Genomic DNA, 22,646 nt, shown 5'->3' with positions numbered 1-22,646 from the left:
GATCCCGCGACCCCCGTTTCAGACCACAGACTTACAACCCTGAGAGGGATTGACGCATAGTGCTCGACGTCAACTTCTTCGACGAGCTCCGGATCGGTCTGGCCACCGCTGACGACATCCGTCAGTGGAGCCACGGCGAGGTCAAGAAGCCCGAGACCATCAACTACCGCACCCTCAAGCCCGAAAAGGACGGACTCTTCTGCGAGAAGATCTTCGGTCCGACCCGGGACTGGGAGTGCTACTGCGGCAAGTACAAGCGCGTCCGCTTCAAGGGCATCATCTGTGAGCGCTGCGGCGTCGAGGTCACTCGCGCCAAGGTGCGCCGTGAGCGGATGGGCCACATCGAGCTGGCCGCTCCCGTCACCCACATCTGGTACTTCAAGGGCGTCCCGTCGCGCCTGGGCTACCTGCTGGACCTGGCGCCGAAGGACCTCGAGAAGGTCATCTACTTCGCCGCGTACATGATCACCTTCGTGGACGAGGAGCGCCGCACGCGCGACCTGCCCTCGCTGGAGGCCCACGTCTCCGTCGAGCGTCAGCAGATCGAGCAGCGCCGCGACTCCGACCTGGAGGCCCGCGCCAAGAAGCTCGAGACCGACCTGGCCGAGCTGGAGGCCGAGGGCGCCAAGGCCGACGTGCGCCGCAAGGTGCGCGAGGGTGCCGAGCGCGAGATGAAGCAGCTGCGCGACCGTGCGCAGCGCGAGATCGACCGCCTCGACGAGGTGTGGAACCGGTTCAAGAACCTCAAGGTCCAGGACCTGGAGGGCGACGAGCTGCTCTACCGCGAGCTGCGCGACCGCTTCGGCACCTACTTCGACGGCTCGATGGGCGCCGCCGCGCTGCAGAAGCGCCTGGAGTCCTTCGACCTCGACGAGGAGGCCGAGCGCCTCCGCGAGATCATCCGCACCGGCAAGGGCCAGAAGAAGACCCGTGCGCTCAAGCGCCTCAAGGTCGTCTCCGCGTTCCTGCAGACCAGCAACAGCCCCAAGGGCATGGTGCTCGACTGCGTGCCGGTCATCCCGCCGGACCTGCGTCCGATGGTGCAGCTGGACGGTGGCCGCTTCGCGACCTCCGACCTGAACGACCTGTACCGCCGTGTCATCAACCGCAACAACCGCCTGAAGCGGCTTCTCGACCTCGGCGCGCCCGAGATCATCGTGAACAACGAGAAGCGCATGCTCCAGGAGGCCGTCGACGCGCTCTTCGACAACGGCCGCCGCGGCCGCCCGGTGACGGGCCCCGGCAACCGTCCGCTGAAGTCGCTGTCCGACATGCTCAAGGGCAAGCAGGGCCGCTTCCGTCAGAACCTGCTCGGCAAGCGAGTCGACTACTCGGCGCGTTCCGTCATCGTCGTCGGCCCGCAGCTGAAGCTGCACCAGTGCGGTCTGCCCAAGGCCATGGCGCTGGAGCTCTTCAAGCCGTTCGTGATGAAGCGCCTGGTCGACCTGAACCACGCGCAGAACATCAAGAGCGCCAAGCGCATGGTCGAGCGCGGCCGCACGGTCGTGTACGACGTGCTCGAAGAGGTCATCGCGGAGCACCCGGTCCTGCTGAACCGTGCGCCCACCCTGCACCGCCTCGGCATCCAGGCCTTCGAGCCGCAGCTGGTCGAGGGCAAGGCCATCCAGATCCACCCGCTCGTCTGCACCGCGTTCAACGCGGACTTCGACGGTGACCAGATGGCCGTGCACCTGCCGCTGTCCGCGGAGGCGCAGGCCGAGGCCCGCATCCTGATGCTGTCCTCGAACAACATCCTGAAGCCGGCCGACGGCCGTCCGGTGACGATGCCGACCCAGGACATGGTCCTCGGTCTGTTCTTCCTCACCACCGACGGAGAGGGCCGCGACCTCAAGGGCGAGGGCCGTTCCTTCGGGTCCGCCGCCGAGGCGATCATGGCGTTCGACGCGGGCGACCTGTCGCTCCAGTCGAAGGTCGACATCCGCTTCCCGGTGGGCACCATCCCGCCCCGCGGCTGGGAGCCCCCGGCCCGCGAGGAGGGTGAGCCGGAGTGGCAGCAGGGTGACACCTTCACCCTGAAGACCACGCTGGGCCGCGCGCTCTTCAACGAGCTGCTGCCCGAGGACTACCCCTTCGTCGACTACGAGGTCGGCAAGAAGCAGCTCTCCGAGATCGTCAACGACCTCGCCGAGCGCTACCCGAAGGTCATCGTGGCGGCGACGCTCGACAACCTGAAGGCGGCCGGCTTCTTCTGGGCGACCCGTTCCGGCGTCACCGTGGCCATCTCCGACGTCGTCGTTCCCGAGGCGAAGAAGGAGATCGTCCGCGGCTACGAGGCGCAGGACGAGAAGGTCCAGAAGCAGTACGAGCGCGGTCTGATCACCAAGGACGAGCGCACGCAGGAGCTCATCGCGATCTGGACCAAGGCGACCAACGAGGTCGCCGAGGCGATGAACGACAACTTCCCGAAGACCAACCCGATCTTCATGATGGTGAACTCGGGCGCACGAGGCAACATGATGCAGATGCGTCAGATCGCCGGTATGCGTGGTCTGGTGTCGAACGCGAAGAACGAGACGATCCCGCGTCCGATCAAGGCGTCCTTCCGTGAGGGCCTGTCCGTGCTGGAGTACTTCATCTCCACGCACGGTGCCCGTAAGGGTCTGGCGGACACCGCTCTGCGTACCGCCGACTCGGGTTACCTCACGCGTCGTCTGGTCGACGTCTCCCAGGACGTCATCATTCGCGAGGAGGACTGCGGCACCGAGCGCGGCCTCAGGCTCCGGATCGCCGAGCGCGGCGCCGACGGCGTGCTGCGCAAGGCGGAGGACGTCGAGACCAGCGTCTACGCCCGCATGCTCGCCGAGGACGTCGTCATCGACGGCAAGGTCATCGCGCCGGCCAACGTCGACCTCGGTGACGTGCTCATCGACGCCCTGGTCGCCCACGGCGTCGAGGAGGTCAAGACCCGCTCGATCCTGACCTGCGAGTCCCAGGTCGGCACCTGCGCCATGTGCTACGGCCGCTCGCTGGCCACCGGCAAGCTGGTCGACATCGGTGAGGCGGTCGGCATCATCGCCGCCCAGTCCATCGGTGAGCCCGGCACCCAGCTGACGATGCGTACCTTCCACACCGGTGGTGTGGCCGGTGACGACATCACCCAGGGTCTGCCGCGTGTCGTCGAGCTCTTCGAGGCCCGTACCCCGAAGGGTGTCGCCCCGATCTCCGAGGCCTCCGGCCGCGTCCGGATCGAGGAGACCGAGAAGACCAAGAAGATCGTCGTCACCCCCGACGACGGCAGCGACGAGACGGCGTTCCCGATCTCGAAGCGTGCCCGTCTGCTGGTGGGCGAGGGCGACCACGTCGAGGTGGGCCAGAAGCTCACCGTGGGTGCCACCAACCCGCACGACGTGCTGCGCATCCTGGGTCAGCGTGCCGTCCAGGTCCACCTGGTCGGCGAGGTCCAGAAGGTCTACAACTCGCAGGGCGTGTCGATCCACGACAAGCACATCGAGATCATCATCCGGCAGATGCTGCGCCGCGTGACGATCATCGAGTCCGGCGACGCCGAGCTGCTGCCCGGCGAGCTGGTCGAGCGGACCAAGTTCGAGACCGAGAACCGTCGTGTGGTCCAGGAGGGCGGTCACCCGGCCTCCGGTCGTCCGCAGCTGATGGGTATCACCAAGGCCTCGCTGGCGACGGAGTCCTGGCTGTCGGCCGCCTCCTTCCAGGAGACGACCAGGGTCCTGACGGACGCGGCGATCAACGCCAAGTCCGACAGCCTCATCGGCCTCAAGGAGAACGTCATCATCGGTAAGCTCATCCCGGCCGGTACGGGTCTGTCCCGCTACCGCAACATCCGGGTGGAGCCGACCGAGGAGGCCAAGGCCGCGATGTACTCGGCCGTCGGCTACGACGACATCGACTACTCGCCGTTCGGCACGGGCTCCGGCCAGGCCGTTCCGCTGGAGGACTACGACTACGGTCCGTACAACCAGTAAGCGGGCAGGTTGAACGAAGGGCGGTCACCCCGTGGGGGTGGCCGCCCTTCGGCGTGGGTCAGTGCAGGACCTCCCACAGGGCGACGGCGACGCCGGCCGTCGCGGCGAGCGCGGTGATGCTCGCGAGAGGCCAGCGGGAGCGTTCCAGCGTGTCGAGCCGGGCCTCGTGGTCGGCGAGCTGCTTGTCGGTCTGGTCGCTGCGCTGCACCAGGAGGGCGAGCTGGCCGTCGGCGCGGGCGAAGCCGGCCTCCAGGCTGCCGCGCAGCCGCTCCAGTTCCAGCGCGACGGCGACCGGGTTGTTCGGGTCAGTCTCCGTCATGGGCGGCTCCCGACGGTGCGGCTCCGGGCGGCGCGGTGCGCAGCCACGCCGGGAGCAGGGCCTGCACCCCGGGCACGGCCATGACCCGGGTCAGCGCCCCCGCGACGGCCAGGGCCCCGGCGATCCGGGGCAGGGTCGCCGGGATTCCGGCCGCGTCGACAAGCGCGGGCAGAAGCAGGGCAAGGGCGACGGCGGTCTGGACGACGGTGCGGGCGGTACGCCTGGCGGCGTCGGACATGGCAGGCTCCTCACTTCGTGTACGGGACCTTGAGGGCGTTCCATGAGGTGCGCCCCGGAATGCCGTCGGCGTCGGCGCCCCGGAAGCCGAGCCTGCGCTGCCAGGCGGCGTAGGAGCGGCGGTCGGCGTCGGTCCAGCGGGGGCCGGGCCCGACGGCGTACTCGGAGCAGCCCTCGGCGACGAGCCGGCGACCCATGGCGGTGATGACGGGGGAGCTGGTGCGAGTGGTGAAGAAGCCGGCGCCGGGGAAGGGCTGGTGGCGCGGTGCGGCCGGGCCGCCGGAGGGGCGGGACGGGGACGCGCCCCCCTTGCCCGCCCCGCTCGCCGGGGAGCCGAGCCGGGCGGCGACCCGGTCCCGCAGGGACGGCATGGTGAAGCCGCGCGGATCGACCTTCCAGTCGGACCACTCCAGGTGTCCGACGACACTGCGGGCGCTCCAGCCGTGGGCCCGGCAGATCGCCGCCGAGACCCGCTCGATCGCGTCCAGCTGGGCGGCCGGCCACGGGTCCTCGCCGTCGCCGAGGTTGACGCACTCGAAGCCGTAGAAGCGGGCGTTGCCGTCGACGGCGCCCGCGCTGCCCTCGTGTTCGTGCGGGGCGGGCGGGCGGTCGCCGTAGTCCTCGGCGATCACCCGGTCCAGCACGTCGGGGTCGCCGCCGCCGGCGTGGTTGGCGCGGCCGTTGCCGACCAGGTGGACGGCGCCGGCCTTGTCGATGACGCCGTGGCACAGCGGGCCGGGGAGGGCCGAGTGGCCGTTGTAACAGAGGGCGACGGAGGACTCGGTGCCGCTGCTGACGGTGTGGTGGATCATCACGCCGTTGACGGGGCCCCAGGCGCCCTTGTGGTTGCGGTTGTGGGTGCGCCAGGAGCCGTACTCGACGACGTCGACGCCTTCGGCGCGCAGCGCGGCGAGCAGCCGGTCGGCGCTCAGGGGAGTGGCCACGAGGGGTTCCTCTCGTTTCGGGTGCGCGAAGGCCCCGCACCGCTCGGGCACGGGGCCTGGGCACGGGCGGCGGGTCAGGACAGGGCGGCCCAGATCGCGTTGGAGTCGGCCACCACGGTTCCCGGGTCGAAGGTGGTGGGCAGCGAGGTCTGGCCGGTGACGCCCAGCCGGCCGTGGCGGATGAACCTCCCCGGCATCCGGGCGCTGCCGCCCGGGGCCTCGCCCATGCTGGCGCCCCGCATGAAGGCCGGGCCGTTGCTGGTGGGGCTGGGCCCGTTGACGACGAGGGCGACCCAGTACCGGCCCGGCTGCGCGTTGTACTGGGCGGACAGGGGGCAGATCACGGTCCGGCCCTCGGTGGCGGGGATCAGCGTGGTCAGCGACGCGGTCAGGCCCACCCGCTTGCCCGCCTCGGTGTACAGGCCCGCGTACGAGGAGGAGCTGAGCGCGTTGTTGCCCGCGTAGCCCGGGACGTAGAACACGACGTTCTTCACGAGGGCGGGGGCGTGCAGCGGGATGCCGATGAGGTACACCCAGCCGTTGATGCAGTACTGCACCGAGTTGGCGGAACTCGCCGCCGGGTCGAAGGACCAGCCGTGGAAGCCCATCGCCGACGGGGACCAGGTGCCGGCGGAGGACACCGCGTCCACGTAGCCGCGCCGGGTCAGGGCGTCGTCCGTGGTGGGGGCGGCGGTGGTGGCCGGCGGGACGGCGAAGGTCTTGGTGCCCTCCACGGTCTGGTCGCCGGCCAGCAGCACCGCCTCGCCCGCGGGCACCGCCGTGACGTCGGCCGCGGTGAGGACGACCTCGCCGGTGAGGTCGTTGACGGACCGTACCGGGGCGGCGCCGAGCGCCACGTAGCGGGCGTCGCCCGCCGCCGGGGTCAGCGCGCCCAGGGCGTCCGCCGTCAGCTGTACGTCCCCGGTCATGCCGTTGACGGAGGCGACGGCGCCGCCGCCGGCCGGGAGCTGCGCGGCCGGGACCAGCCCGTCCGCGCCGAGGGTGGCCACACCGCCGGGCGCGCCGGCCGACGCGGCGGCGAGGGCGGCCACGTCGGCGGCGCCGAGCACGATGTCGGCCTCGGTGTGACCGTTGACCGAATGCACCGCGCCGGCCGGGCCTGCGGGCCCCTGCGGGCCGAGCTCTCCGGCGGGTCCCGGCGGCCCCGGCACGGCCACGTACTGCGGGGTGCTCGGATCGGCCGGCGCGATGTCGGCGAGGTCGACCGCGGGGACCGACGCCGCCAGCGCGATCTGGTACGTACGTCCGCCGCGGGCGAGCCCGGCGAGCTTCTCGGTGACGGTGTACGTCCAGACCACGGGGTTCCAGCCGGGCGCGTCGGTGGCCGGCAGGACGACGCTGATCCTGCCGTCGGCGTCGAGGGTGGCGCGGGTCGGGCCGCCCAGGAAGAGGTCCGCCTCGGCATGGGTGAGCAGCGCCGGGGGCCGGAACTCGACGGTGCCGCTCATCGGGCGGCCGTCGGGTGTCAGGTAGCGGGCGGTGAGGGTGACGGTGGGGATGTTCTCAGGCAGCACGCGGGTGCCCTCCTCGGTGATGGATGGGGTGCCGTCCGCGCGGCGGGACGGAGTGTCGTAGGCGGTGCGGGACATGGCACCGGCCGTCGTGTGGGACATGGCACCGGGCGCGGTGCCGGCCGTGGTGTGCGAGGTGGTGCCGTTCGCCGGGGCGGGACGGTTGTCGTTCGCGGGGCGGTCGTGGCGTGGGGCATGGCACCGGGCGCGGTGGCGGTCGTGGTGTGGGGCATGGCACCGGGCGCGGTGTGGGACATGGCACCGGCCGTGGTGCCGGGCGCGGTGTGGGGCGCGGTGGCGGTCGTGGTGTGCGTGGTGGTGTCGTTCGCCGGGGCGGGACGGGTGTCGTTCGCGGGGCGGTCGTGGCGTGGGGCATGGCGCCGGGCGCGGTGGCGGTCGTGGTGTGCGTGGTGGTGTCGTTCGCCGGGGCGGGACGGGTGTCGTTCGCGGGGCGGTCGTGGCGTGGGGCATGGCGCCGGGCGCGGTGGCGGTCGTGGTGTGCGAGGTGGTGTCGTTCGCCGGGGCGGGACGGGTGCCGTTCGCGGGGCGGTCGTGGCGCAGGGGATGGCACCGCCCGCGGTGGCGGACCGGTGGCCGGGTCAGGACTGGACGCCGTACAGGGCGAGGGGGCGGCAGCGGACGGTGTCGCCCGCGGTGGCGACCCTGGCCTGGATCTCGAAGGTGACGGTGGCGCCGTACGCGGCGCGTATCCGTTCGGTGAGGACCAGGCCGTCGCCCGGGCCGCCCACCGGGCCGAGCTGGACGCCGTCGACGAGCAGGCGCACCTCGGCGCCCGCACCGCCCTCGGCGGCGATCGCGCAGTACAGCCGGGGGTGCTGGACGATGCCGGGGCCGCGGTGGAGCGTCGTCCAGTCGGTCGCGCCGGTGGACTCCCACCGGTCCGCGGCGGCGGGGCCGGGCAGCGGGTACGGGACGTAGGGGCGGGCCAGGCCGCCGAGGGCGGCGTCGTCCGCGAGGACGACGTTCCCCCGGCGGTCGATGACCTGCACCGGCTGCACCGGCAGGGTGTCGGGCGCCGCCGTCCACACGGTCAGCGCCAGGGACCCGTCGTCACGGCGTACGACGAACCCCTGCTGGGGCTCGTCCTCGCCCCGGTCCGGCTGGACCCGCCCCAGATAGAGGAGGTCCTGGTCGCCGGAGGTGCGCACCCGAAGCCGTCCCTGCTCGCCGATGACCACCTCGCCGCCCATGATCCGGTTCTGCGCCGGGGTGGTGTTGGCGCTGCCCATCAACTCCCTGACCTGGCGCTCCAGCGCGCGGATACGGTCCAGCAGGTCGGTGGGGATGATCGCCACGGGTCACACTCCTTCCAGGTAGAGCACGGCGGTCTCGGCCTTGGTGCGCTGCGGCGGGGTCACCGCGATGCCGACGATCCGGTACGTGGTGTCGAGCCCTTCGTGGTGCCACAGGTCGTGGATGCGCAGCCGGATGCCGGCCCCCAGCAGCGCCGGCGTGATCCGCCCGTCCAGCAGCACGGTGAGCTCGGGGATGACCTCCGGCCGGTTCTGCCGGGCGAGTTCGGCGCGGGCCAGCGAGCGCAGGGTGGCCTCGTCCGCGACCCCGCCGTGGTCGGAGGTGGCCTCCAGGCGCGGCCAGCCGCCCGCCAGGTCGCCGGGGAACTCCTCGCGCACGGTCAGCGGCTGGGAGCCCTGGGACTGGTCGGTGTTGGCCGACTCGCCGCGCGCCACCCACACGTTCGCCTGCACGGTGGAGTCCGTCGGCAGGCTGTAGGTGAGTACGGGCCCGGGATGGTCCAGGACGATGTCCGTGTGCCCGGTGCGGATCCGCGGGTGGCCGAGCTGGAGCCGTTTGACCCGGCGGCCCTCCGCGTCCCGGTAGCAGCGGATGCGCCACTCGAAGCCGTCGCTCAACTGGCCGAGCTTGTCCAGCAGTTCGCGGACCCGGGCGAGCGCGGAGTAGGCGTACGCGTAATCCCGCACCACCCCGGAACGCTCGTGGCCGAGGCTGATCCCGATGTCGCCGCCGGCCTGCTCCTGGGCGTGGGCGATCAGGGTCCGGGCGATGTCGAACTGGTCCAGGCCGGTGCCCGCCAGGTCCTGGCCGAGGATGCGGTGGTCCAGGTACGAGTCGAAGGTGCCGGCCTGGAACTGCACCTTCAGTCTGCCCTGCTCGTCGGAGACCGGTGTGCAGGTCCACAGGACGCCGCCCCACCAGATGTCTCCGTCGCGCTCCAGCCAGACCGCGGTGCGGCCCGGCTGGAGCGCGGCCCGGGCCCGGGCGGCCAGGGAGCCCTCGGGCAGCGGGACGGTGGCGCTGAGCGAGCCGGGCTTTCCTATGTAGTCGTCGAACTTGGTCTCCGTGAGCGGCAGCACGTCCAGGAGCCGGTCGGTGCGCAGGTCGCAGAAGAGCGCCCGGTAGACGGGCGTGGTGACGGATGCGGTCATGGCTGTCCTCACCGTCCTCACACGAGCGGGTCGACGCGGATGTAGCGGTTGTCGAACCAGCCCCGGTTGCTGGTCGCGGAGGAGCAGTAGGCGGAGACGGCGGTGTAGACCTCGCCCGCCTTGAGGCCGGTGACGCGGAAGGTGTCGGAGACGGACGTCAGGGTCTTGGAGCCGGCCGACGCCGACCGGACCTCGTCGGCACCGAGCACCAGCACGCCGTCCTTGCGGATGTTGACGCCCATCCGGCACCACTGGCCCTCGACGCCGTTGTTGCCCATGAAGCCCACCGTCACCAGGATCGCGCCGGTGACCGGGACGGTGAACGTGGCGGTGACCGTGGGGCCCTTGGTGTCCTCGACCGCCTCCACCCAGGCGGTCGAGGTGCAGTAGCCGCCGTCGTTGTTGTAGGCCCAGGCGGTGGACGGGACGGCGGGCCGCCACACGGTGCCGTCCCAGCGCTGCAGTGCCCCGGCCTCGTCGCGGTACTGGCCGGTGTACTCGCCGGCGGCGAGCGCGCCCTGCGGGGCGATGCCGCCGACCTGGCGGGGGTAGTCGGCCCAGCGGGTGCCGTCCCAGCGCTGCAGGGTGGCGACGGTGTCGCGGTACTGGCCCGGGTAACCGCCCGGCACCTCACGGTTCCAGGACTCCGGCTGGATGCCGCCGGCGGCCACGGTCGGCGTGCGCAGGTCGTAGACGTCCGTGTCCCAGTCGATGCCGTCGGTGCCGGCCGAGGCGCCCGCGGGCACGGTGATCCGGGCCAGCGGCATCGAGGCCGGCGGCGTCTGCGGCGGTTCGGGGGTGGCGGCGGCCTCGCCCTTGACGATCTCCAGGGCGGCCTCGGTGCGGTCGCCGCCGTCGAACTGGGCGTCGTGGACGCGCAGTACGACGAGGTCGATGCGCGGGTTGGAGGCGTCGCCGTCCTCCAGGAGCAGGCTGGTGTAGTCGGTGAGGACGACCGGGTAGGCCCCGGCCGGCCCCTGGCCCTGGATCACCGCGCGGCCCGGCGCGACGGTGGCCCGCATGCCGGCGCTCTCGCCGAACACGTACAGCCCCGACATCAGGTGCTCGCCGGTCTGGGACCCGGGAAGTACGCCACCGAGGCTGGTCAGGGCACCGTTCGGGCTCATGGTGCCGACGGGGGCGAGGCGGGTGTCGGCCCGGGACTGGCCGGATTCGGTCTCGGTGCGGTTGATCAGCCAGGCGCTGCGTACGGGCATGGTGTCCTCCTGAGGGGTGTGGGAACGGGAAGCCGGACCGGAGCCGGGTTCACCAGTGGGCGTCGCGCCAGCGCAGGGTGGCGGAGGCCCTCGGGTCCGGGGTGGTGTCACTGGAGCGGAAGGCCAGTTCCGTGGTGCCGGGCGGCAGCTGGAACAGCTGCTCGGGCGCGGAGTCGGGGCTCGCGGTGTAGAGCCGGGACGCGGTGCCGTTGAGCAGGACGGTGCCGGACTCGGTGTCGACGGTCAGCACGTCCTGCGGGCCGAGCACGATGTCGTACCGCAGCCGTCGGCCGTCGTCGAGCCGGGACAGGGTGGGCCGCAGCACCGGGCCGCGGAACTCGATCACCGGGTGGGCCGCCGCCTCCCCGCCGTTGACGGCGGTGCAGGTGCCGGCGGCTCCGGTGGCGCCCCACTCCAGCGGCCAGGCGAGCCCCGCCGGGGTGGCGCCGGGCTCGGCGGGCCAGTCCAGGCCCGGTTCGGCGCGGGGCAGGGTGGTCCGGGCCTCCCGCAGGACGGTGCCGAAGCGGCGCGGGTCGGTGGCGGTCCACTGGAGGCTGGTCCGGGACGCGCCGTGCACCACGAAGGAACGGTCCTGCGGTACGACCCGGCGGCTCACCCGGGCCCGTACGGCCAGGGTCTCGCCGTGCAGCCGCACGGCGAGCCACTGTTCGCCGCCGCCGACGCCGGTGGCGGCCCGGAAGGCGCCGATGACGTCGCGGGCCCGTGCGGCGGCCGGGGGCAGCAGCCAGACGGAGGCACCGACCAGCCGGGGCTGGGCCCAGCGGGCACCGGGCCAGGCGCCGTGCTGGTCGGGGCGGACGATGTCGCCGGTGTCGAGCACCGGAAGGTCGTCCCAGCCGGTGATGCCGGTGCGGTCGATCTCGTAGGGCGTGCCGGGGCCCATCAGCAGTCCGGCCCACTGGATCTGCCCGTCGCGGGTGATCAGTGAGCCGGGTGCGGTCTCCTGCGGGTATGGGGTTGTCGTCTCGGCCATGGAGGGCCGTCACCTCGCTTCATGGGTGGGGCGGGCACGGGCTCATGCCGCCGCGTGCAGGAACAGCAGGTCGGCGGCGACGGCGAGCGGGCCGTTGCCCTCGGCCGCCCGGTAGCTGCGCAGCCGGGCCCGGTCCGGTGCGGCGACGGTGCCCGGGGTCCTCGGTGCGGCGGCCTCGGCGGGGCGCAGCCGGCTGAGCGCGGAGAGCGGCAGCACGGAGGGGGTGCCGCCGGTGCCCGCGGGCTGGACGACGCCGCCCTCGGCGAGCTGCGGGATCTTGGGCAGGTCGACGCCGAACTTCTTGCCGAAGAAGTTGAAGCTGAGCCTGTTCAGGCCGTCGATCACCCAGTTGGCGAACGAGATCAGGGCCTTGACCGGCCCGGTGACGGCGGCCATGACGCCCTGCATGCCGGTGCTGATGAAGCGGCCCATGCCGCCGAGGGTCCGGGACACGGCGTCCTTGACCCGCTTGAACTTGTCGGGGATCTTCTTGGTGATCCAGTCCAGGACGGGCTGGACGGCCGTGCGGAAGCCGCCGAAAGCACGGCGGACCAGGCCGGACAGGGCGCGGGTGGCCGAGGTTGCGGCGGTGCGGGTGCCGTTGAACCCCTTGGACAGGGCGGCGCCCACGACCTTCAGGACCGTCGTGATGACCGTGACGTAGGCCTTGAAGTAGGCCGAGATCACGGTGGCGTACGTCTTGAGGACGGGACCGAGGAACTTCACGATGCCCTGGAACACCTTCAGGACCTGGTCGAAGACCTTCTTGATGATCCGTTGCCCGGTCTCGGAGTTGACCGCGTAGTCGATCAGGTAGCCGACCAGCGGGGCGACCAGGCCGAGCAGGAACCCGAGCGGGTTGGCGCGCATGGCGACGTTGACGGCGGTCATCGCGCCGGAGGCCACGGTGAGCGCGCCGCCGAAGAGCCCCATGAGCTTGGAGACGGTGCCCGAGCCCTTGCCGAGCGCGCCGACGAGCCCGCTGAAGGCGGCGCCCTCGGAGGCGATGGAGTTCAGCGGCGCGAGGGTGGCGCGGGCCTTGCCCCGGCCGGTACGGAGCTGGGTCGCCGTACGGCCGGCGGTGCGGCCCGTCCTGGTGAGGGACCGGCCGGCGGCGTCCGCACGGGTCTTCAGCTGCTTGAGCGCGGTACTCCCCGAGGCGGCGCCGCCCTTGATGCGGTCGACGGCGGTCCCGGTCCGGCCGATGTCCCGGACGGCGGACCGTACCGAGCGGGCGCTGCCGGCGAGGTGGGTGCGGAACGAACGCAGCGCTCCCGCGACTCCCGCGAGCGGGTCCGCGCCGGCACCGAGCGCGGCGGCGCTCATCCGCGGGCCTTGGACAGGAACAGCAGGGCGGCGGCGGTCTCCTGGAGGTCGGCCGAGGACGCCTCGTAGTAGTTCTCGATCTGGAAGCCGGAGACGGCGCCGGCCGTCGCGTTGACGGAGTCGGCGCGGCTGCGGCGCGCGGTGTGCCGCAGCAGCCGGTCCAGCTTGGACAGCGGCAGCACGGCCTCGGCCTCACCGGCCTCGGCGACGATGGTGTGCACGCCGCCGCTGCGGGGCTGGACGATGCCGCCCGCGGCGAGCCGCGGGATCTGCGGCAGGCTGATGCCGAAGGACTTGCCGCCGACGCCCGGGACCCAGCCGGGGATCTTGACCTTGATGCGGTTGAGCTTGCCGATGGCGGAGTTGATGAGGCCGATCACGGAGTTGATCGGGCCCTTCACCGCGCCCTTGATCTTGCCGAAGGCGCGGCTCGCGATGCCCTTGAGACCGCCCCAGATGCTGGACAGCTTCTCCTTGACCCGGCTGAAGGCCTTCGGGATGACGGTGCGGATCCAGTTGACGACGGGTGTGATGATCTTCTTGATGCCGTTCCAGACGCTGGAGACGACCTTCTTGACGGCGTTCATCACCGTCGTGATGATCTTCTTCCAGGCGTTGAAGTAGGTCTTGATGACCTTGGCGACGGCCTTGATGACGACGGTGATCGCCTTCTTGATGCCGTCCCAGACCTTCTTGATCAGCGCGGCGCCCTTTTTCATGATCGGGCCGATGACCTTCATGGCCGCGCTGATGACCTTCTTGATCGCGGCGAAGGCGACCTTGAGGACCTTCTGCATGGTCTTCGAGCGGGCGGCCATCTCGACCACCTTCTCGACGAGCGGCGCGAGCAGCGACAGCAACTGGCCGACGAGGTTGCCCTTCATCGACTTGTTGAGCCCCTTCATGCCCTTGGACGCCTTGTCGGCCCCGGACTTGAACTTCCCGACCTGGCCACCGCTCTTCTGCCCGGTCTTGCCGGCCTTCGACATCGACCGCTCGGCCTTGTCGGCGGCGCGCTGGATGTTCTGGAACTCGCGGGCTGAGCCGTGGGCGGAGGTCTTGAGTTTCTTCAGCTCACGGTCGCCGGTGCCGATCGCACGGCCGAGGCTCTGAGCCGCTCTGGCTCCCGCCGTGGCCTGGGTCTGGAGCCCGCGGACCGCTGCTGACGCCCGGCCTGCCGCTGTGGCGAGGGACATGGTTCTCTCCTTGAACGTCTCGGTGAGGCGATGCCCGGATCACGCCAGTGCACGCGACAGGGAATCCGCCTGCGTCTGTACGTCCCGGAGGGCCCGCTGGACCTGCCGAAGTTGATCCGCTTCCGCACGCGCGGACCGGCGCTGGGAAGGAGTGGCGAACGACCGCTGCGCGCGTTGCTCGGCTTGGCGCGCCTGGCGTGCGACGGACGTCGCCGTGTGCCGGGCCGCCGAGGACTGGCCCGCCGCGAGTTGGCGGATCTTGAGCCCGTGGGTGGTGAGGGTGCGGCGGGTCAGCGTGCCCGCCCGCTTGAGGTTGGTGATCTTGAGAGTGTGGCCGCGCAGGGTCCGCTCCAGGTCGGCCGACCTGCCGGCCGATCCGTCGCCGTTTCCGGCCGAGTCCTCGGCCTCGTCGTCGCGCATGCCCGCACGGCGCGCCCGGCCCACGATGCCGAGACGGGTGTTCTCCAACCTGGTGACCCAGGGGAACTTGTACACCTCCGCGCCCGCGAGCGTGATGCCGGTGGGAGTTATGGCCAGCGCTTCCATGTCCCACTTGACGAGCTGATTGCTGAAGTACTCCAGCTGATTCGACGCGTTGACCGCTTTGTGGGCGAAGTGGTCGTCGAACTTCTGGTACTTGGAGCGGAGTTCGTCGACCTCCTGCTTCACGACGGCGTAGGCCGCTTTCCAGTCGTCGAGTGTCGGAGCGGTTGGGCCGTAGGGGCTGTAGCCTGACCCGTCAATCATGGGGCTTCCCTTCACTGTTGCTTCCGGCTTGGATGGGCGTATGGCATCCGCGTACCTCGCTGCTTCGGGCTCGGCGTATTTCCTCCCCCACACCCTCGTGCTGCTGGGGTGCGCCGGGGTCATGGCCTTTATGGCCCAACGGGCGTTCGCCGTGCGTGCAAGGGGTGTGCGAGTCGCGGGAGTCTGCGTCAGGCACACGTTCGCCAAGGACGGTGTCGCCGTGATCGTCAGGTACGAGGTGGCGTCGGGTGAGAAGTTCACCTGCCTGAGCCGGCCGGCGGCGGTTGCGTGCGCGCGGGTGGGGGAGCCGGTGGACGTGGTTTACGACCCCCGCCGACCGAAGAACGCCGAGGTACCGCCGATCGGGTACGGCATGGCCGTCATGCTGTCGGTTCTGGCGCTGGTGCTCGGGGTCCCCGGGCTCGTGCTGCTGGGCTGGATCGTCGGCGGTTAGAGCGGCCCGACCGGCTTGCGGAGGCACGGCACCCCTCCCGGAGCGCTCCCCGGCCGGCTCCCGGCCCCGGGTGCCTGGCCGGTCGACCCGCGTCAGGCGAAGAAGCGCATGGGTTCCGCACGGCCGCGGTGTGTCGGCGGGGTCAGACGCCTGCTCGGGCCGGCCGGGTCGGTGAGTGCGGATCAGCGCCTTCGGTCGGAGGTCCGACCGTACGAGCAGTTCTGAGACGGCAGATTCGTCCGCCTTCCCCCCTGTGAGCGTCCCTGATCTCTGAACTGTCCTCGGCGAGTTCTTCGTTCGCGGGCCCTGCCGCAATCTCTCAACACCTCGGCCAGACCGGTGTGGTGTGATGGAACACTTCCGGTCCGTTCTGTCTCTCGAAGGAGTGGCGCGTGAGTTCGGGTGCCCTGCTTTTCATGCCGTCGGTTCTCGGACTTCTGGCCATCATCTGGATATCCAGGCGGCGACTGCTGGTACGAAAGCGTGGTGTCGAGGCAAAGGCGCGCTGTTACGACCGTGAGTGGCGCACCCAGGGCGGCGGCCCCACGTTCCTTCTGAGCTTCCCCATCGGGGACGGCAGCCGGATGACCTGTTCGGCGAACGAGAGCGATGTGCCCGCTGGGACCCGGGTGGGGGACTTTGTCGCGGTCCTGTACGATCCGCAGGCTCCCGGCCGGGTGGAGACCGTCCTCTCCGCCCGCAAGCCCTTGTGGAAACGCATGGATCTGATCATGCTCACGGCGGTCGAGATCGGTCTCCTGGCGATGGCCCTCGGTTGAGCGGCAAAACGGCCAGCGAGAACAACAGCATCGGTCTTTCAGGATTGCGCGGGAGTCTTTCTGGCTCTGTGAGGCGGGTAGGGAACGTGCGCGACGAAGAGACCGTAGTGAATAATGCACTTGCGTCCCGAATGCTTGTGCTCATTGCCAATCTGGTGATATGGGCAGGTGTGGGCAGCTTCCTGACGGCCATGTGGGAATTGGCCGGGAGGCATTCGAACTGCGGTCCGCGTATCGGTGTTCCCTGTCCGTCCGGCACCGGATACTCGGTGGCGGGGTTGTTCGCAGCGGGGGCCGGGGTGCTCGTCCTGCTCGCCCACCTGTGGCGGGAGGGCGTGCGCGGGCCCATGCCGGCCGCTGTGGTGCCCGTCGTCATGGGTGCGGTCCTCGGGGCCCGCTTTCTGTGGTCTGCCGTGTTCGTCGCCGACACGTTCCAGAGCCGGGTGGTCATGGCTGTCGTAGGCCTGCTGAGCGCCCTGCTGCCCGGCGTGCTGTACGGGCGCTGGTTGTTCCGCAGGTGGGGGACCGCCCTGTTGCTGTGGAGCGTGCGGATCGACCGCGGCGGCACGGTGGCCGCGTCGGGCCCCGCGGAGGAGCGCGCGCGCAACGTCCTTCTCGCGCTGAGCCTGGTGGGCGCTGTGCTCGGTTGCTGCGCCGGGATGGCGCTGGTCTGACGCTCACGCGAAGAAGCGCATGAGTTCCGCACGGCTGGGGGCGGCGACCGGCGATTCCGCCTCTTCCCGGGTCGGGTCGGCAGAGGGTGCCTCGTCTCCCGGCCGCGGCACCGGCACCGGTGGCTCGGGCGGTTCGGAGTCCTCGTCCGTGTTGACGGAGGCGAACATCCAGTTGGCGGCGGCCAGGTGGTCGACGGCGGCGGCCAGGAGGTAGTCCGTGACCGTCCACTCGGCGCCGTCGCCGTGGAGTTCCTGGTTGACTGCGCTGTCGCGTGGCATGTGCTTGACCAGCACCGCGAGCCGGCGGGAGGAGAGCCGGCCGCGGTGCCAGTCGAGCAGGTCCACACCGAAGTGCCGCAGCAGGTCGGCTTCCAGAGCCTCGGCGTGTTCTTCTACGAACGCGTCGAGGCTCAGCCTTCCCCCAGGCCGAGCCCGGTCTCCTTGCCGTACGCCTCCAAAATCGCGGCGATGTCCTGCATGGTGATGTCGTGCTGCTCGAAGCGGGCGAACTGGTCGTCGCCCAGCAGCAGTTTCAGCAGCCCGTCGACGTCGTTGTCGTCGAGGCCGCGCAGCGCCCTGGCGGTGGCGCGGCTCAGCTCGGTGGGTAGTTCGAAGGCGTCGCCGTCCAGGGCGAACGACCAGGAGCGGCCGACCGCCTCCATGCGCTGGGCGCGGGCGGCGTTCACGTCGAATGAGGCCATGGGTGTCAGTTCTCCGTCCGTGGTGGGGTGTGAGGGGCCCGGCCCGGGCCGGGGATCAGGCGGTCGGCGCGGAGGCCGGCACCGCGTAGGCGGCGTCCTTCATGACGAAGGTCGCCAGGGCCTGGCCGTCACCCGGGGACAGCGCCGTGAAGGTGACCCCGAGCAGCGCGGCCGCCTTGCGGGCGAGCTTGATGTCGTCGGTGGCCGTCACCTGGCCGCGCGGGATGACGAAGCGGTACGTGACCGCCGAGCCGTCGGTGAACTCCAGGCCGAGCGCGCGCTCGTCGAAGGTCGGGCCGTCCGGCACGTCGAACTGGACGGCGCCGGACGTGGCGTCCCGGCGGAAGTCCGCCGACTTGCCGCCCAGGAAGAAGGGCAGCGTGTCCTCGTTGAACTGCAGCATCGAGAACTTCAGCGTCAGGTCCCGGTCCGCGTAGACGAACCGGGCCGGGCTGATCGACTGCCACGTCTCGACCGGGTCCAGCTTGTCCTTCTTGGAGAAGGTCACGCCGTCGGTGGAGGTGTAGCCGAGGTCGATCCACCCCGACCCCCAGTCGGCCGCCGGGTTGTCGGAGAAGGCGGCCGGGAGGGCCGCGCCCACGTCCGCGATGAGGACGCGGCCCGTGCCGGCGACGCGGATCTCGGACGAGTTGTTGCCTGCCATGGATGTCTCCTTGGGATGGGTTTCCGTGGGTGGTGCCTGGGTGGCGCCCGGGTGGCGCCCGCCGTGGATACGGCGAAGGCCCCGCCGGTCGACGGGGCCTCGTCTGGGGGTGCGGGGTCCGGCCCGCGCCCGGGTGGTCCGGTGCCGCCGGGGTCAGCCGATGCGCAGCGAGACGCGCAGCACGCAGAGGTAGCGGTTGGCCGCCGGGTACAGGTACTCCGGCAGCCAGCGCGGGCCGTCGGCCTCGACCACGTCGCTGATCACGACGTTCGTCCCGTACGTCCGGCCGGCCGCCGCGAGCAGTTCGGCGCGGGCGGCGTTCGCCAGGCGGTGGGCCGTCGGCTTGTCCGGCCCGTAGGCCTCCAGCTCGATGAGCGGCTGGTCCAGGTGGAGGTCGTCGATCCACGCGCCGCCGCGCCGGGAGACGATCACCGCCGGCTGGGTGCCGTCGAAGCCCGGCGGCGGAGTCTCGTCCACGACCGCCTCCGCGAGGTCCGGGCGGTCGGAGAGGAGTTCCACGACGATGGCCTCCACGTCGGGGAAGGTGCTCGGAGAGGAACTCATGAGAGGGCATCACTCCTGTCGGTGGTGGGGTGCCCGCAGCGGGCGGGGCGAGGGCGGGAACGCCAACGGCGGAGCGGTGCCCGGAAGGGAGGGATGGGCACAGCTCCGCCGCTGCATCTAGTGTGACGCACTCTGTGCGTGTGCGCAACTAACTAGCGCGGACGCGCAATCAATCGCCGGTGAGAGGTGTCGGCGCACCGCGTCCGTAACTCCCGCATCGCGGCGCCCCGTTTGTTAGTCTGCCCCTATCGAACAGACATTCGAGTGAGGCGATTCGAAGGGTGGCGGTTCTGAAGCGGGGAGCGCCGTGACGCGGCGCGAGCACGAAGGAGCTGCGGCGGGGTGAACGGAGCGTGATGGTGATCAGTGCCCAGGAACGGCTGGACGACGTCGTGGTCGCGGTGGTCGAAGTGGCCGCGGAGGCGGGGGAGTCGGGTACGTACACCGCCGACGTCGCCCGCACACTCGCCGCCGTCGTCGGCAAGGTCGGGGCGCGGATCGCCGCCGAGGCGGAGACGCGGGGGTTCCGCTGCGGCTGGCGCGAGGCGGTGGTCCTGTCGGCGGACGGAGCGCAGGACGGGGCCCGGGTCTTCCGGATGCCGGCCGGGCCGGGGAAGTAGCGGCGCGCACATGAAGAGGGGCGGTCCGGGTGGACCGCCCCTCTTCCCCTTTGTATGTCTTGCGCGCGGACGCCCTACGCGTCTTGGCCGGACGCACCCGGCCGCCCGCCCTGACCGCCCCGCCCGCCCCGGGCGTCGCGCTCGGCGGCGAAGACGTCCTCCAGCCGGAACAGCTGGGCCCGCCCCTGCTTGCCGGCGGGGGAGAGGCGTCCCAGCTGCACCCACTTGCGGATGGTCGCCGGGGACACGCCCGCCTCGGTCGCGGCCAGCGCCCCCGTGAGCAGGGTCGGCGTCGTCATCGGCGTACCTCCCGGTCCGCGGTGTCGGTCGCCGAGCCGGTCAGTTCCGCGAGGTCGGCACCGGACTCGGCCGCCAGCCGGGCCCACTCGCCGACGCCCCAGGCGTGCCGGTGCGCCGGGTCCGTACGGCAGTCGCAGTCCTGGTCGGCGCACCGGCAGGCGGGGTTGACGCAGAGCACCGCGCGCCGGGCCGGCAGGGCGCGCAGGGAGACGGAGTCGCACCACGGGCAGCGGCCGCTCACCCGCACCACCGGTTCCGCGGCGCCCAGCGCGCGGGTGCAGCGCCGGGCCATCCGGCGGGCCTCGTCGCGGACGTGCTCCACGAGCAGGGGGTCGTCGGCGGCCCGGCCGAGCAGCGCGGCGACGCGCAGCAGCCGTCCTGCCACCTGGGCCCGGCGGGGGCGGGGCAGCCGGAGCCGGTCGTGCACGGCCTCGTCGAGCTCCACCACGCCGTCGGTGATGTCGCGGACGGCGTCGGAGACGTGCAGGCGCAGGGGTGCGGTGGACGGTCCCGACGGGGTGAGGCCGTGCAGTTGTTCGGCTCGCAGTGCCTCCTCCCGTTCGGCGCGGGTGCGGCCCGGCGCCGGGGCGGTCGGCCGCACCACGGCCGGCGGCGGGGCCGAGGGGGAGTGGTGGGCGGGCGCCAGCTCGGCCAGCAGCTCGGGGAACTGCCGCAGCAGCAGTTCGATCCAGAGCAGGGCGTCACGGGCCGGCTGGGCCGTCTTCGCGGCGTCGTTCGGTGCGGACATCGGTGGTCCTTTCTCCCCGGGCAACGTGGTGTTGCGAGCCCGCACACTGGCATGTTGCGCGCTCGCTCGCAAGTGGCATATGCCGATCCGATCGAATCCGGCCAATCCCCGCCGCACCGACCCCGACTGGGCGCGGCTCGACTCGACAAAACCCTCACAAACGAGACGACGTAAGCCGGTAATTCCTTGCGCGCAAGCGCGATACGCTGATATCCGCTCTGGAGGGAGGCGACCGCACGTGAGCACAGGAGAACTCGACCGCTTCGCGGCCTGGATCGAGGAGCTGATCCGCCGACGCGGCTTCGACATCGACAACCCGCGTGGTGGCGGGAAATCCCGCCTCGCCGACGAGGCCGGGGTGCACCGGGCGGCCATCACCCGGCTGCTCCAGCGGCAGAGCATGCCCGACCTGGAGACGACGCGCAGGCTGGCGCACGTCCTTCAGGTGCCGGTGCGCGACATGCTCATCCGCTCCGGCCGCCTCACCGAGGACGACCTCCCCCTGCCCTCGGCGCCACCCGCCGGCCGGGGCGACGCCCAGGAACGCCGCCTCACGCTCGAAGAGGCCGCCGACGGACTCGGTGTCGCCGCCGAGCAACGGGAGATGTTCATCAGGGTCGCCGGCCAGTTCCTCCCCGACGCGTCGGCGCCGGTGCGCGAGGAGCGGACCCCGCTGGCCTCCGACTGACCCCGCCCGGCGACCCGCGGCTCCCGCGTGTGGATCTTGCCGCGTGCCTGGCCGAGGGGGCCGAAAGGGCTGCCCGTAAACTGTGCGGGCCTGTCCCCCCACCCCGGCAGGCGCAAGCATCAGCGTCGGCGCACGCCCTTCGGGCGAGGGGGTGCGCGCGCCGTCCTGACTCGGATCTGCCGCGAACGCAGCGTCGGCACTTCGCGTGGGACGGGGGGACTCCTCATGGCCGAGCAGGGCGACCAGCCCCTCCCGCCCTCCGGCGACCCGGCCCCCGCGCCCGGCGACTCCCCGCCCCCCTCCGCCGACGACCCGCCGGCCCCCCTCGCGGGCGCTCCCGGCCCCGACGACTACGCGGGGCTCCTCGCCATGCTCGGCCACTACCTCGACCGGCATGCGCCCGACGAGGTGGTCGTGCTGCTCCGGGCGGAGCTGGACCGCCGCGAGACGGCGGCGTACGCCAGCGGCTGGCGGGACGCCGCGGCCCGGTACGAACCCGCGCTGGCCGAGGCGAGGGCCGCGAACGGACGCGCCTTACGGCTGGTACGGCGCGCACCGGGCCAGGCGGTCGTGATCCCGCTGCGCCAGGAGGGACCGGAAACGGACGGCGCCGACCCCGACGGAGCGCGCGCGAACGGCGACGGAACACGCGCGAACGCCGAAGCGGGGCAGGCGCGGAAGCGGAGCGGCTCCGGCGGGCCCGGCGGACCCGGTGGGGCCGGCGCCCCGGCGTCACAGGCGAACGCGACGGGCGGCCGGAGGTCGGCCGCACCGCCCGCACTGGTCCCCAAGAGCCCCGGCTCCCGCGCGCCCACCATTCCCCGGCTGCGCACGAACCGCCGTCGACCGGACGACGACGGCCGCGCCGGCGCCTCGGACGGCGGTGCGCTGTGAGCGCGCTCCCGTCGGCGATCGGGGCAAAACCCGCCGAACCGGGCGGGGCCGCCGGTGTCGCCCATTTGTTTTGACCGCAGCGAATGCGCTAGGTACGCTCAGACCTTGTGCCTGGGGTGTGCCCTGGCCTCGTGCGTGCCTACAACCGCACCGGGGCCGTATGTGGCCACCGCATTTCGCGTCTCCCACCGCCTCGCGGACGGGGCTCGCGGTTTCGACACACCCGACCGCGTGGGTCGGTGACGTTCCAGGTTAGCTTCACCATTCGGCACACAGAAACCGGAGAAGTAGTGCCTACGATCCAGCAGCTGGTCCGCAAGGGCCGGCAGGACAAGGTCGAGAAGAACAAGACGCCCGCACTCGAGGGTTCCCCTCAGCGCCGCGGCGTCTGCACGCGTGTGTTCACGACCACCCCGAAGAAGCCGAACTCGGCCCTGCGTAAGGTCGCGCGTGTGCGTCTGACCAGCGGGATCGAGGTCACCGCTTACATTCCGGGTGAGGGGCACAACCTGCAGGAGCACTCCATCGTGCTCGTGCGCGGCGGCCGTGTGAAGGACCTGCCGGGTGTTCGCTACAAGATCATCCGCGGTTCGCTTGACACCCAGGGTGTGAAGAACCGCAAGCAGGCTCGCAGCCGCTACGGCGCCAAGAAGGAGAAGTAAG

General features: G+C 71.6%; 25 protein-coding genes. 8 read left to right on the top strand and 17 right to left on the bottom strand.

From position 1 onward, the window contains the following. Positions 1–59: 59 nt before the first annotated feature. On the top strand, positions 60–3,959 hold the full coding sequence (locus tag D1J63_RS15080; protein ID WP_102931491.1) for a DNA-directed RNA polymerase subunit beta': 3,900 nt from the start codon (positions 60–62) through the stop codon (positions 3,957–3,959). Between the two features lie 58 nt (positions 3,960–4,017). Here D1J63_RS15080 and D1J63_RS15075 read toward each other — a convergent pair whose 3' ends face one another. From D1J63_RS15075 to D1J63_RS15025, 11 genes are all read right to left on the bottom strand, one after another. Continuing rightward, a complete protein-coding gene (locus D1J63_RS15075; RefSeq protein ID WP_061443073.1) occupies positions 4,018–4,278 on the bottom strand; it encodes a hypothetical protein in 261 nt (86 codons plus the stop codon). Next, a complete protein-coding gene (locus D1J63_RS15070) occupies positions 4,265–4,516 on the bottom strand; it encodes a hypothetical protein (RefSeq protein ID WP_125629261.1) in 252 nt (83 codons plus the stop codon). Before D1J63_RS15070 ends, D1J63_RS15075 begins: the two co-directional genes overlap by 14 nt. A 10-nt stretch (positions 4,517–4,526) precedes the next feature. After that, positions 4,527–5,459 carry a peptidoglycan-binding protein gene (locus tag D1J63_RS15065; RefSeq protein WP_125629260.1) on the bottom strand — a complete coding sequence of 311 codons (933 nt, stop codon included), beginning with the start codon at positions 5,457–5,459 and terminating at the stop codon, positions 4,527–4,529. A gap of 74 nt (positions 5,460–5,533) precedes the next feature. After that, positions 5,534–6,994, bottom strand: a complete 1,461-nt coding sequence (locus tag D1J63_RS15060; RefSeq protein WP_125635487.1) for a phage tail protein — start codon at positions 6,992–6,994, stop codon at positions 5,534–5,536. Between the two features lie 596 nt (positions 6,995–7,590). Next, positions 7,591–8,307 (bottom strand): hypothetical protein, encoded by a 717-nt coding sequence (locus D1J63_RS15055; protein WP_125629259.1) that lies wholly within the window; start codon positions 8,305–8,307, stop codon positions 7,591–7,593. A 3-nt stretch (positions 8,308–8,310) separates the two neighbouring features. Beyond that, entirely contained in the window at positions 8,311–9,417 is a 1,107-nt protein-coding gene (locus D1J63_RS15050; RefSeq protein WP_125629258.1) for a hypothetical protein, read from the bottom strand. A 17-nt stretch (positions 9,418–9,434) separates the two neighbouring features. Further along, positions 9,435–10,634, bottom strand: a complete 1,200-nt coding sequence (locus D1J63_RS15045; protein WP_102931496.1) for a hypothetical protein — start codon at positions 10,632–10,634, stop codon at positions 9,435–9,437. Positions 10,635–10,683: 49 nt separating this feature from the next. After that, entirely contained in the window at positions 10,684–11,628 is a 945-nt protein-coding gene (locus tag D1J63_RS15040) for a phage tail domain-containing protein (RefSeq protein WP_125629257.1), read from the bottom strand. Positions 11,629–11,670: 42 nt separating this feature from the next. Beyond that, positions 11,671–12,954 (bottom strand): tape-measure protein, encoded by a 1,284-nt coding sequence (locus D1J63_RS15035; protein WP_125629256.1) that lies wholly within the window; start codon positions 12,952–12,954, stop codon positions 11,671–11,673. Then, positions 12,951–14,150: a phage tail protein gene (locus D1J63_RS15030; RefSeq protein ID WP_125629255.1), complete on the bottom strand. Its 1,200-nt coding sequence runs from the start codon at positions 14,148–14,150 to the stop codon at positions 12,951–12,953. The genes D1J63_RS15035 and D1J63_RS15030 overlap by 4 nt, the downstream gene beginning before the upstream one ends. Positions 14,151–14,189: 39 nt before the next feature. Continuing rightward, entirely contained in the window at positions 14,190–14,897 is a 708-nt protein-coding gene (locus tag D1J63_RS15025; protein WP_125629254.1) for a hypothetical protein, read from the bottom strand. 40 nt (positions 14,898–14,937) lie between these two features. Here D1J63_RS15025 and D1J63_RS15020 point away from each other — a divergent pair, with 40 nt between their 5' ends. From D1J63_RS15020 to D1J63_RS15010, 3 genes are all read left to right on the top strand, one after another. Continuing rightward, positions 14,938–15,351 carry a DUF3592 domain-containing protein gene (locus D1J63_RS15020; RefSeq protein ID WP_125629253.1) on the top strand — a complete coding sequence of 138 codons (414 nt, stop codon included), beginning with the start codon at positions 14,938–14,940 and terminating at the stop codon, positions 15,349–15,351. Between the two features lie 392 nt (positions 15,352–15,743). After that, complete coding sequence (locus tag D1J63_RS15015) at positions 15,744–16,130, top strand: DUF3592 domain-containing protein (RefSeq protein ID WP_125629252.1); 387 nt, start codon at positions 15,744–15,746, stop codon at positions 16,128–16,130. An 86-nt stretch (positions 16,131–16,216) separates the two neighbouring features. Further along, complete coding sequence (locus tag D1J63_RS15010; RefSeq protein WP_125629251.1) at positions 16,217–16,804, top strand: hypothetical protein; 588 nt, start codon at positions 16,217–16,219, stop codon at positions 16,802–16,804. 3 nt (positions 16,805–16,807) lie between these two features. Here the strand turns inward: D1J63_RS15010 and D1J63_RS15005 are convergent, their stop codons facing one another. From D1J63_RS15005 to D1J63_RS14990, 4 genes are all read right to left on the bottom strand, one after another. Then, positions 16,808–17,149 carry a hypothetical protein gene (locus tag D1J63_RS15005; RefSeq protein ID WP_125629250.1) on the bottom strand — a complete coding sequence of 114 codons (342 nt, stop codon included), beginning with the start codon at positions 17,147–17,149 and terminating at the stop codon, positions 16,808–16,810. Between the two features lie 65 nt (positions 17,150–17,214). Next, on the bottom strand, positions 17,215–17,505 hold the full coding sequence (locus D1J63_RS15000) for a hypothetical protein (protein WP_125629249.1): 291 nt from the start codon (positions 17,503–17,505) through the stop codon (positions 17,215–17,217). Positions 17,506–17,560: 55 nt separating this feature from the next. Next, positions 17,561–18,169 (bottom strand): phage tail protein, encoded by a 609-nt coding sequence (locus D1J63_RS14995; RefSeq protein WP_125629248.1) that lies wholly within the window; start codon positions 18,167–18,169, stop codon positions 17,561–17,563. A gap of 153 nt (positions 18,170–18,322) precedes the next feature. Continuing rightward, positions 18,323–18,733: a hypothetical protein gene (locus D1J63_RS14990; protein WP_061443059.1), complete on the bottom strand. Its 411-nt coding sequence runs from the start codon at positions 18,731–18,733 to the stop codon at positions 18,323–18,325. A gap of 356 nt (positions 18,734–19,089) precedes the next feature. Between D1J63_RS14990 and D1J63_RS14985 the strand changes: the two genes are divergently transcribed. Next, positions 19,090–19,353 (top strand): hypothetical protein, encoded by a 264-nt coding sequence (locus D1J63_RS14985; RefSeq protein ID WP_102927615.1) that lies wholly within the window; start codon positions 19,090–19,092, stop codon positions 19,351–19,353. A gap of 74 nt (positions 19,354–19,427) precedes the next feature. Here D1J63_RS14985 and D1J63_RS14980 read toward each other — a convergent pair whose 3' ends face one another. Next, the gene (locus tag D1J63_RS14980; protein WP_125629247.1) at positions 19,428–19,652 is read right to left on the bottom strand and encodes a hypothetical protein; all 225 of its coding nucleotides are present in this window, start codon (positions 19,650–19,652) and stop codon (positions 19,428–19,430) included. Then, positions 19,649–20,401: a hypothetical protein gene (locus D1J63_RS14975; RefSeq protein ID WP_125629246.1), complete on the bottom strand. Its 753-nt coding sequence runs from the start codon at positions 20,399–20,401 to the stop codon at positions 19,649–19,651. The genes D1J63_RS14980 and D1J63_RS14975 overlap by 4 nt, the downstream gene beginning before the upstream one ends. Positions 20,402–20,639: 238 nt before the next feature. On the opposite strand from D1J63_RS14975, the gene D1J63_RS14970 reads away from it, so the two are divergent. The 3 genes from D1J63_RS14970 to rpsL all read left to right on the top strand — a co-directional run bounded on the left by D1J63_RS14970 (position 20,640) and on the right by rpsL (position 22,645). Then, positions 20,640–21,089 carry a helix-turn-helix transcriptional regulator gene (locus D1J63_RS14970; RefSeq protein ID WP_125629245.1) on the top strand — a complete coding sequence of 150 codons (450 nt, stop codon included), beginning with the start codon at positions 20,640–20,642 and terminating at the stop codon, positions 21,087–21,089. Between the two features lie 225 nt (positions 21,090–21,314). Beyond that, complete coding sequence (locus D1J63_RS14965; protein WP_125629244.1) at positions 21,315–21,983, top strand: hypothetical protein; 669 nt, start codon at positions 21,315–21,317, stop codon at positions 21,981–21,983. 290 nt (positions 21,984–22,273) lie between these two features. Next, complete coding sequence (gene rpsL / locus D1J63_RS14960) at positions 22,274–22,645, top strand: 30S ribosomal protein S12 (protein ID WP_003948652.1); 372 nt, start codon at positions 22,274–22,276, stop codon at positions 22,643–22,645. Position 22,646 lies beyond the last annotated feature (1 nt).

The sequence above is a fragment of the Streptomyces sp. KPB2 genome (assembly GCF_003950055.1).
Taxonomy (GTDB): domain Bacteria; phylum Actinomycetota; class Actinomycetes; order Streptomycetales; family Streptomycetaceae; genus Streptomyces; species Streptomyces salinarius.
The sequence above is the reverse complement of the archived record's forward strand: the minus strand, read 5'-3'. Positions and strand labels throughout refer to the sequence as shown.

Excerpts from the sequence above, each read along its gene's own strand:
- D1J63_RS15075 (WP_061443073.1), bottom strand. The coding sequence starts at position 4,278 with ATGACGGAGACTGACCCGAACAACCCGGTCGCCGTCGCGCTGGAACTG.
- D1J63_RS15070 (WP_125629261.1), bottom strand. The coding sequence starts at position 4,516 with ATGTCCGACGCCGCCAGGCGTACCGCCCGCACCGTCGTCCAGACCGCC.
- D1J63_RS15050 (WP_125629258.1), bottom strand. The coding sequence starts at position 9,417 with ATGACCGCATCCGTCACCACGCCCGTCTACCGGGCGCTCTTCTGCGAC.
- D1J63_RS15045 (WP_102931496.1), bottom strand. The coding sequence starts at position 10,634 with ATGCCCGTACGCAGCGCCTGGCTGATCAACCGCACCGAGACCGAATCC.
- D1J63_RS15040 (WP_125629257.1), bottom strand. The coding sequence starts at position 11,628 with ATGGCCGAGACGACAACCCCATACCCGCAGGAGACCGCACCCGGCTCA.
- D1J63_RS15035 (WP_125629256.1), bottom strand. The coding sequence starts at position 12,954 with ATGAGCGCCGCCGCGCTCGGTGCCGGCGCGGACCCGCTCGCGGGAGTC.
- D1J63_RS15030 (WP_125629255.1), bottom strand. The coding sequence starts at position 14,150 with ATGTCCCTCGCCACAGCGGCAGGCCGGGCGTCAGCAGCGGTCCGCGGG.
- D1J63_RS15025 (WP_125629254.1), bottom strand. The coding sequence starts at position 14,897 with ATGATTGACGGGTCAGGCTACAGCCCCTACGGCCCAACCGCTCCGACA.
- D1J63_RS15020 (WP_125629253.1), top strand. The coding sequence starts at position 14,938 with ATGGCATCCGCGTACCTCGCTGCTTCGGGCTCGGCGTATTTCCTCCCC.
- D1J63_RS15000 (WP_125629249.1), bottom strand. The coding sequence starts at position 17,505 with ATGGCCTCATTCGACGTGAACGCCGCCCGCGCCCAGCGCATGGAGGCG.
- D1J63_RS14995 (WP_125629248.1), bottom strand. The coding sequence starts at position 18,169 with ATGGCAGGCAACAACTCGTCCGAGATCCGCGTCGCCGGCACGGGCCGC.
- D1J63_RS14990 (WP_061443059.1), bottom strand. The coding sequence starts at position 18,733 with ATGAGTTCCTCTCCGAGCACCTTCCCCGACGTGGAGGCCATCGTCGTG.
- D1J63_RS14985 (WP_102927615.1), top strand. The coding sequence starts at position 19,090 with ATGGTGATCAGTGCCCAGGAACGGCTGGACGACGTCGTGGTCGCGGTG.
- D1J63_RS14980 (WP_125629247.1), bottom strand. The coding sequence starts at position 19,652 with ATGACGACGCCGACCCTGCTCACGGGGGCGCTGGCCGCGACCGAGGCG.
- D1J63_RS14975 (WP_125629246.1), bottom strand. The coding sequence starts at position 20,401 with ATGTCCGCACCGAACGACGCCGCGAAGACGGCCCAGCCGGCCCGTGAC.
- D1J63_RS14965 (WP_125629244.1), top strand. The coding sequence starts at position 21,315 with ATGGCCGAGCAGGGCGACCAGCCCCTCCCGCCCTCCGGCGACCCGGCC.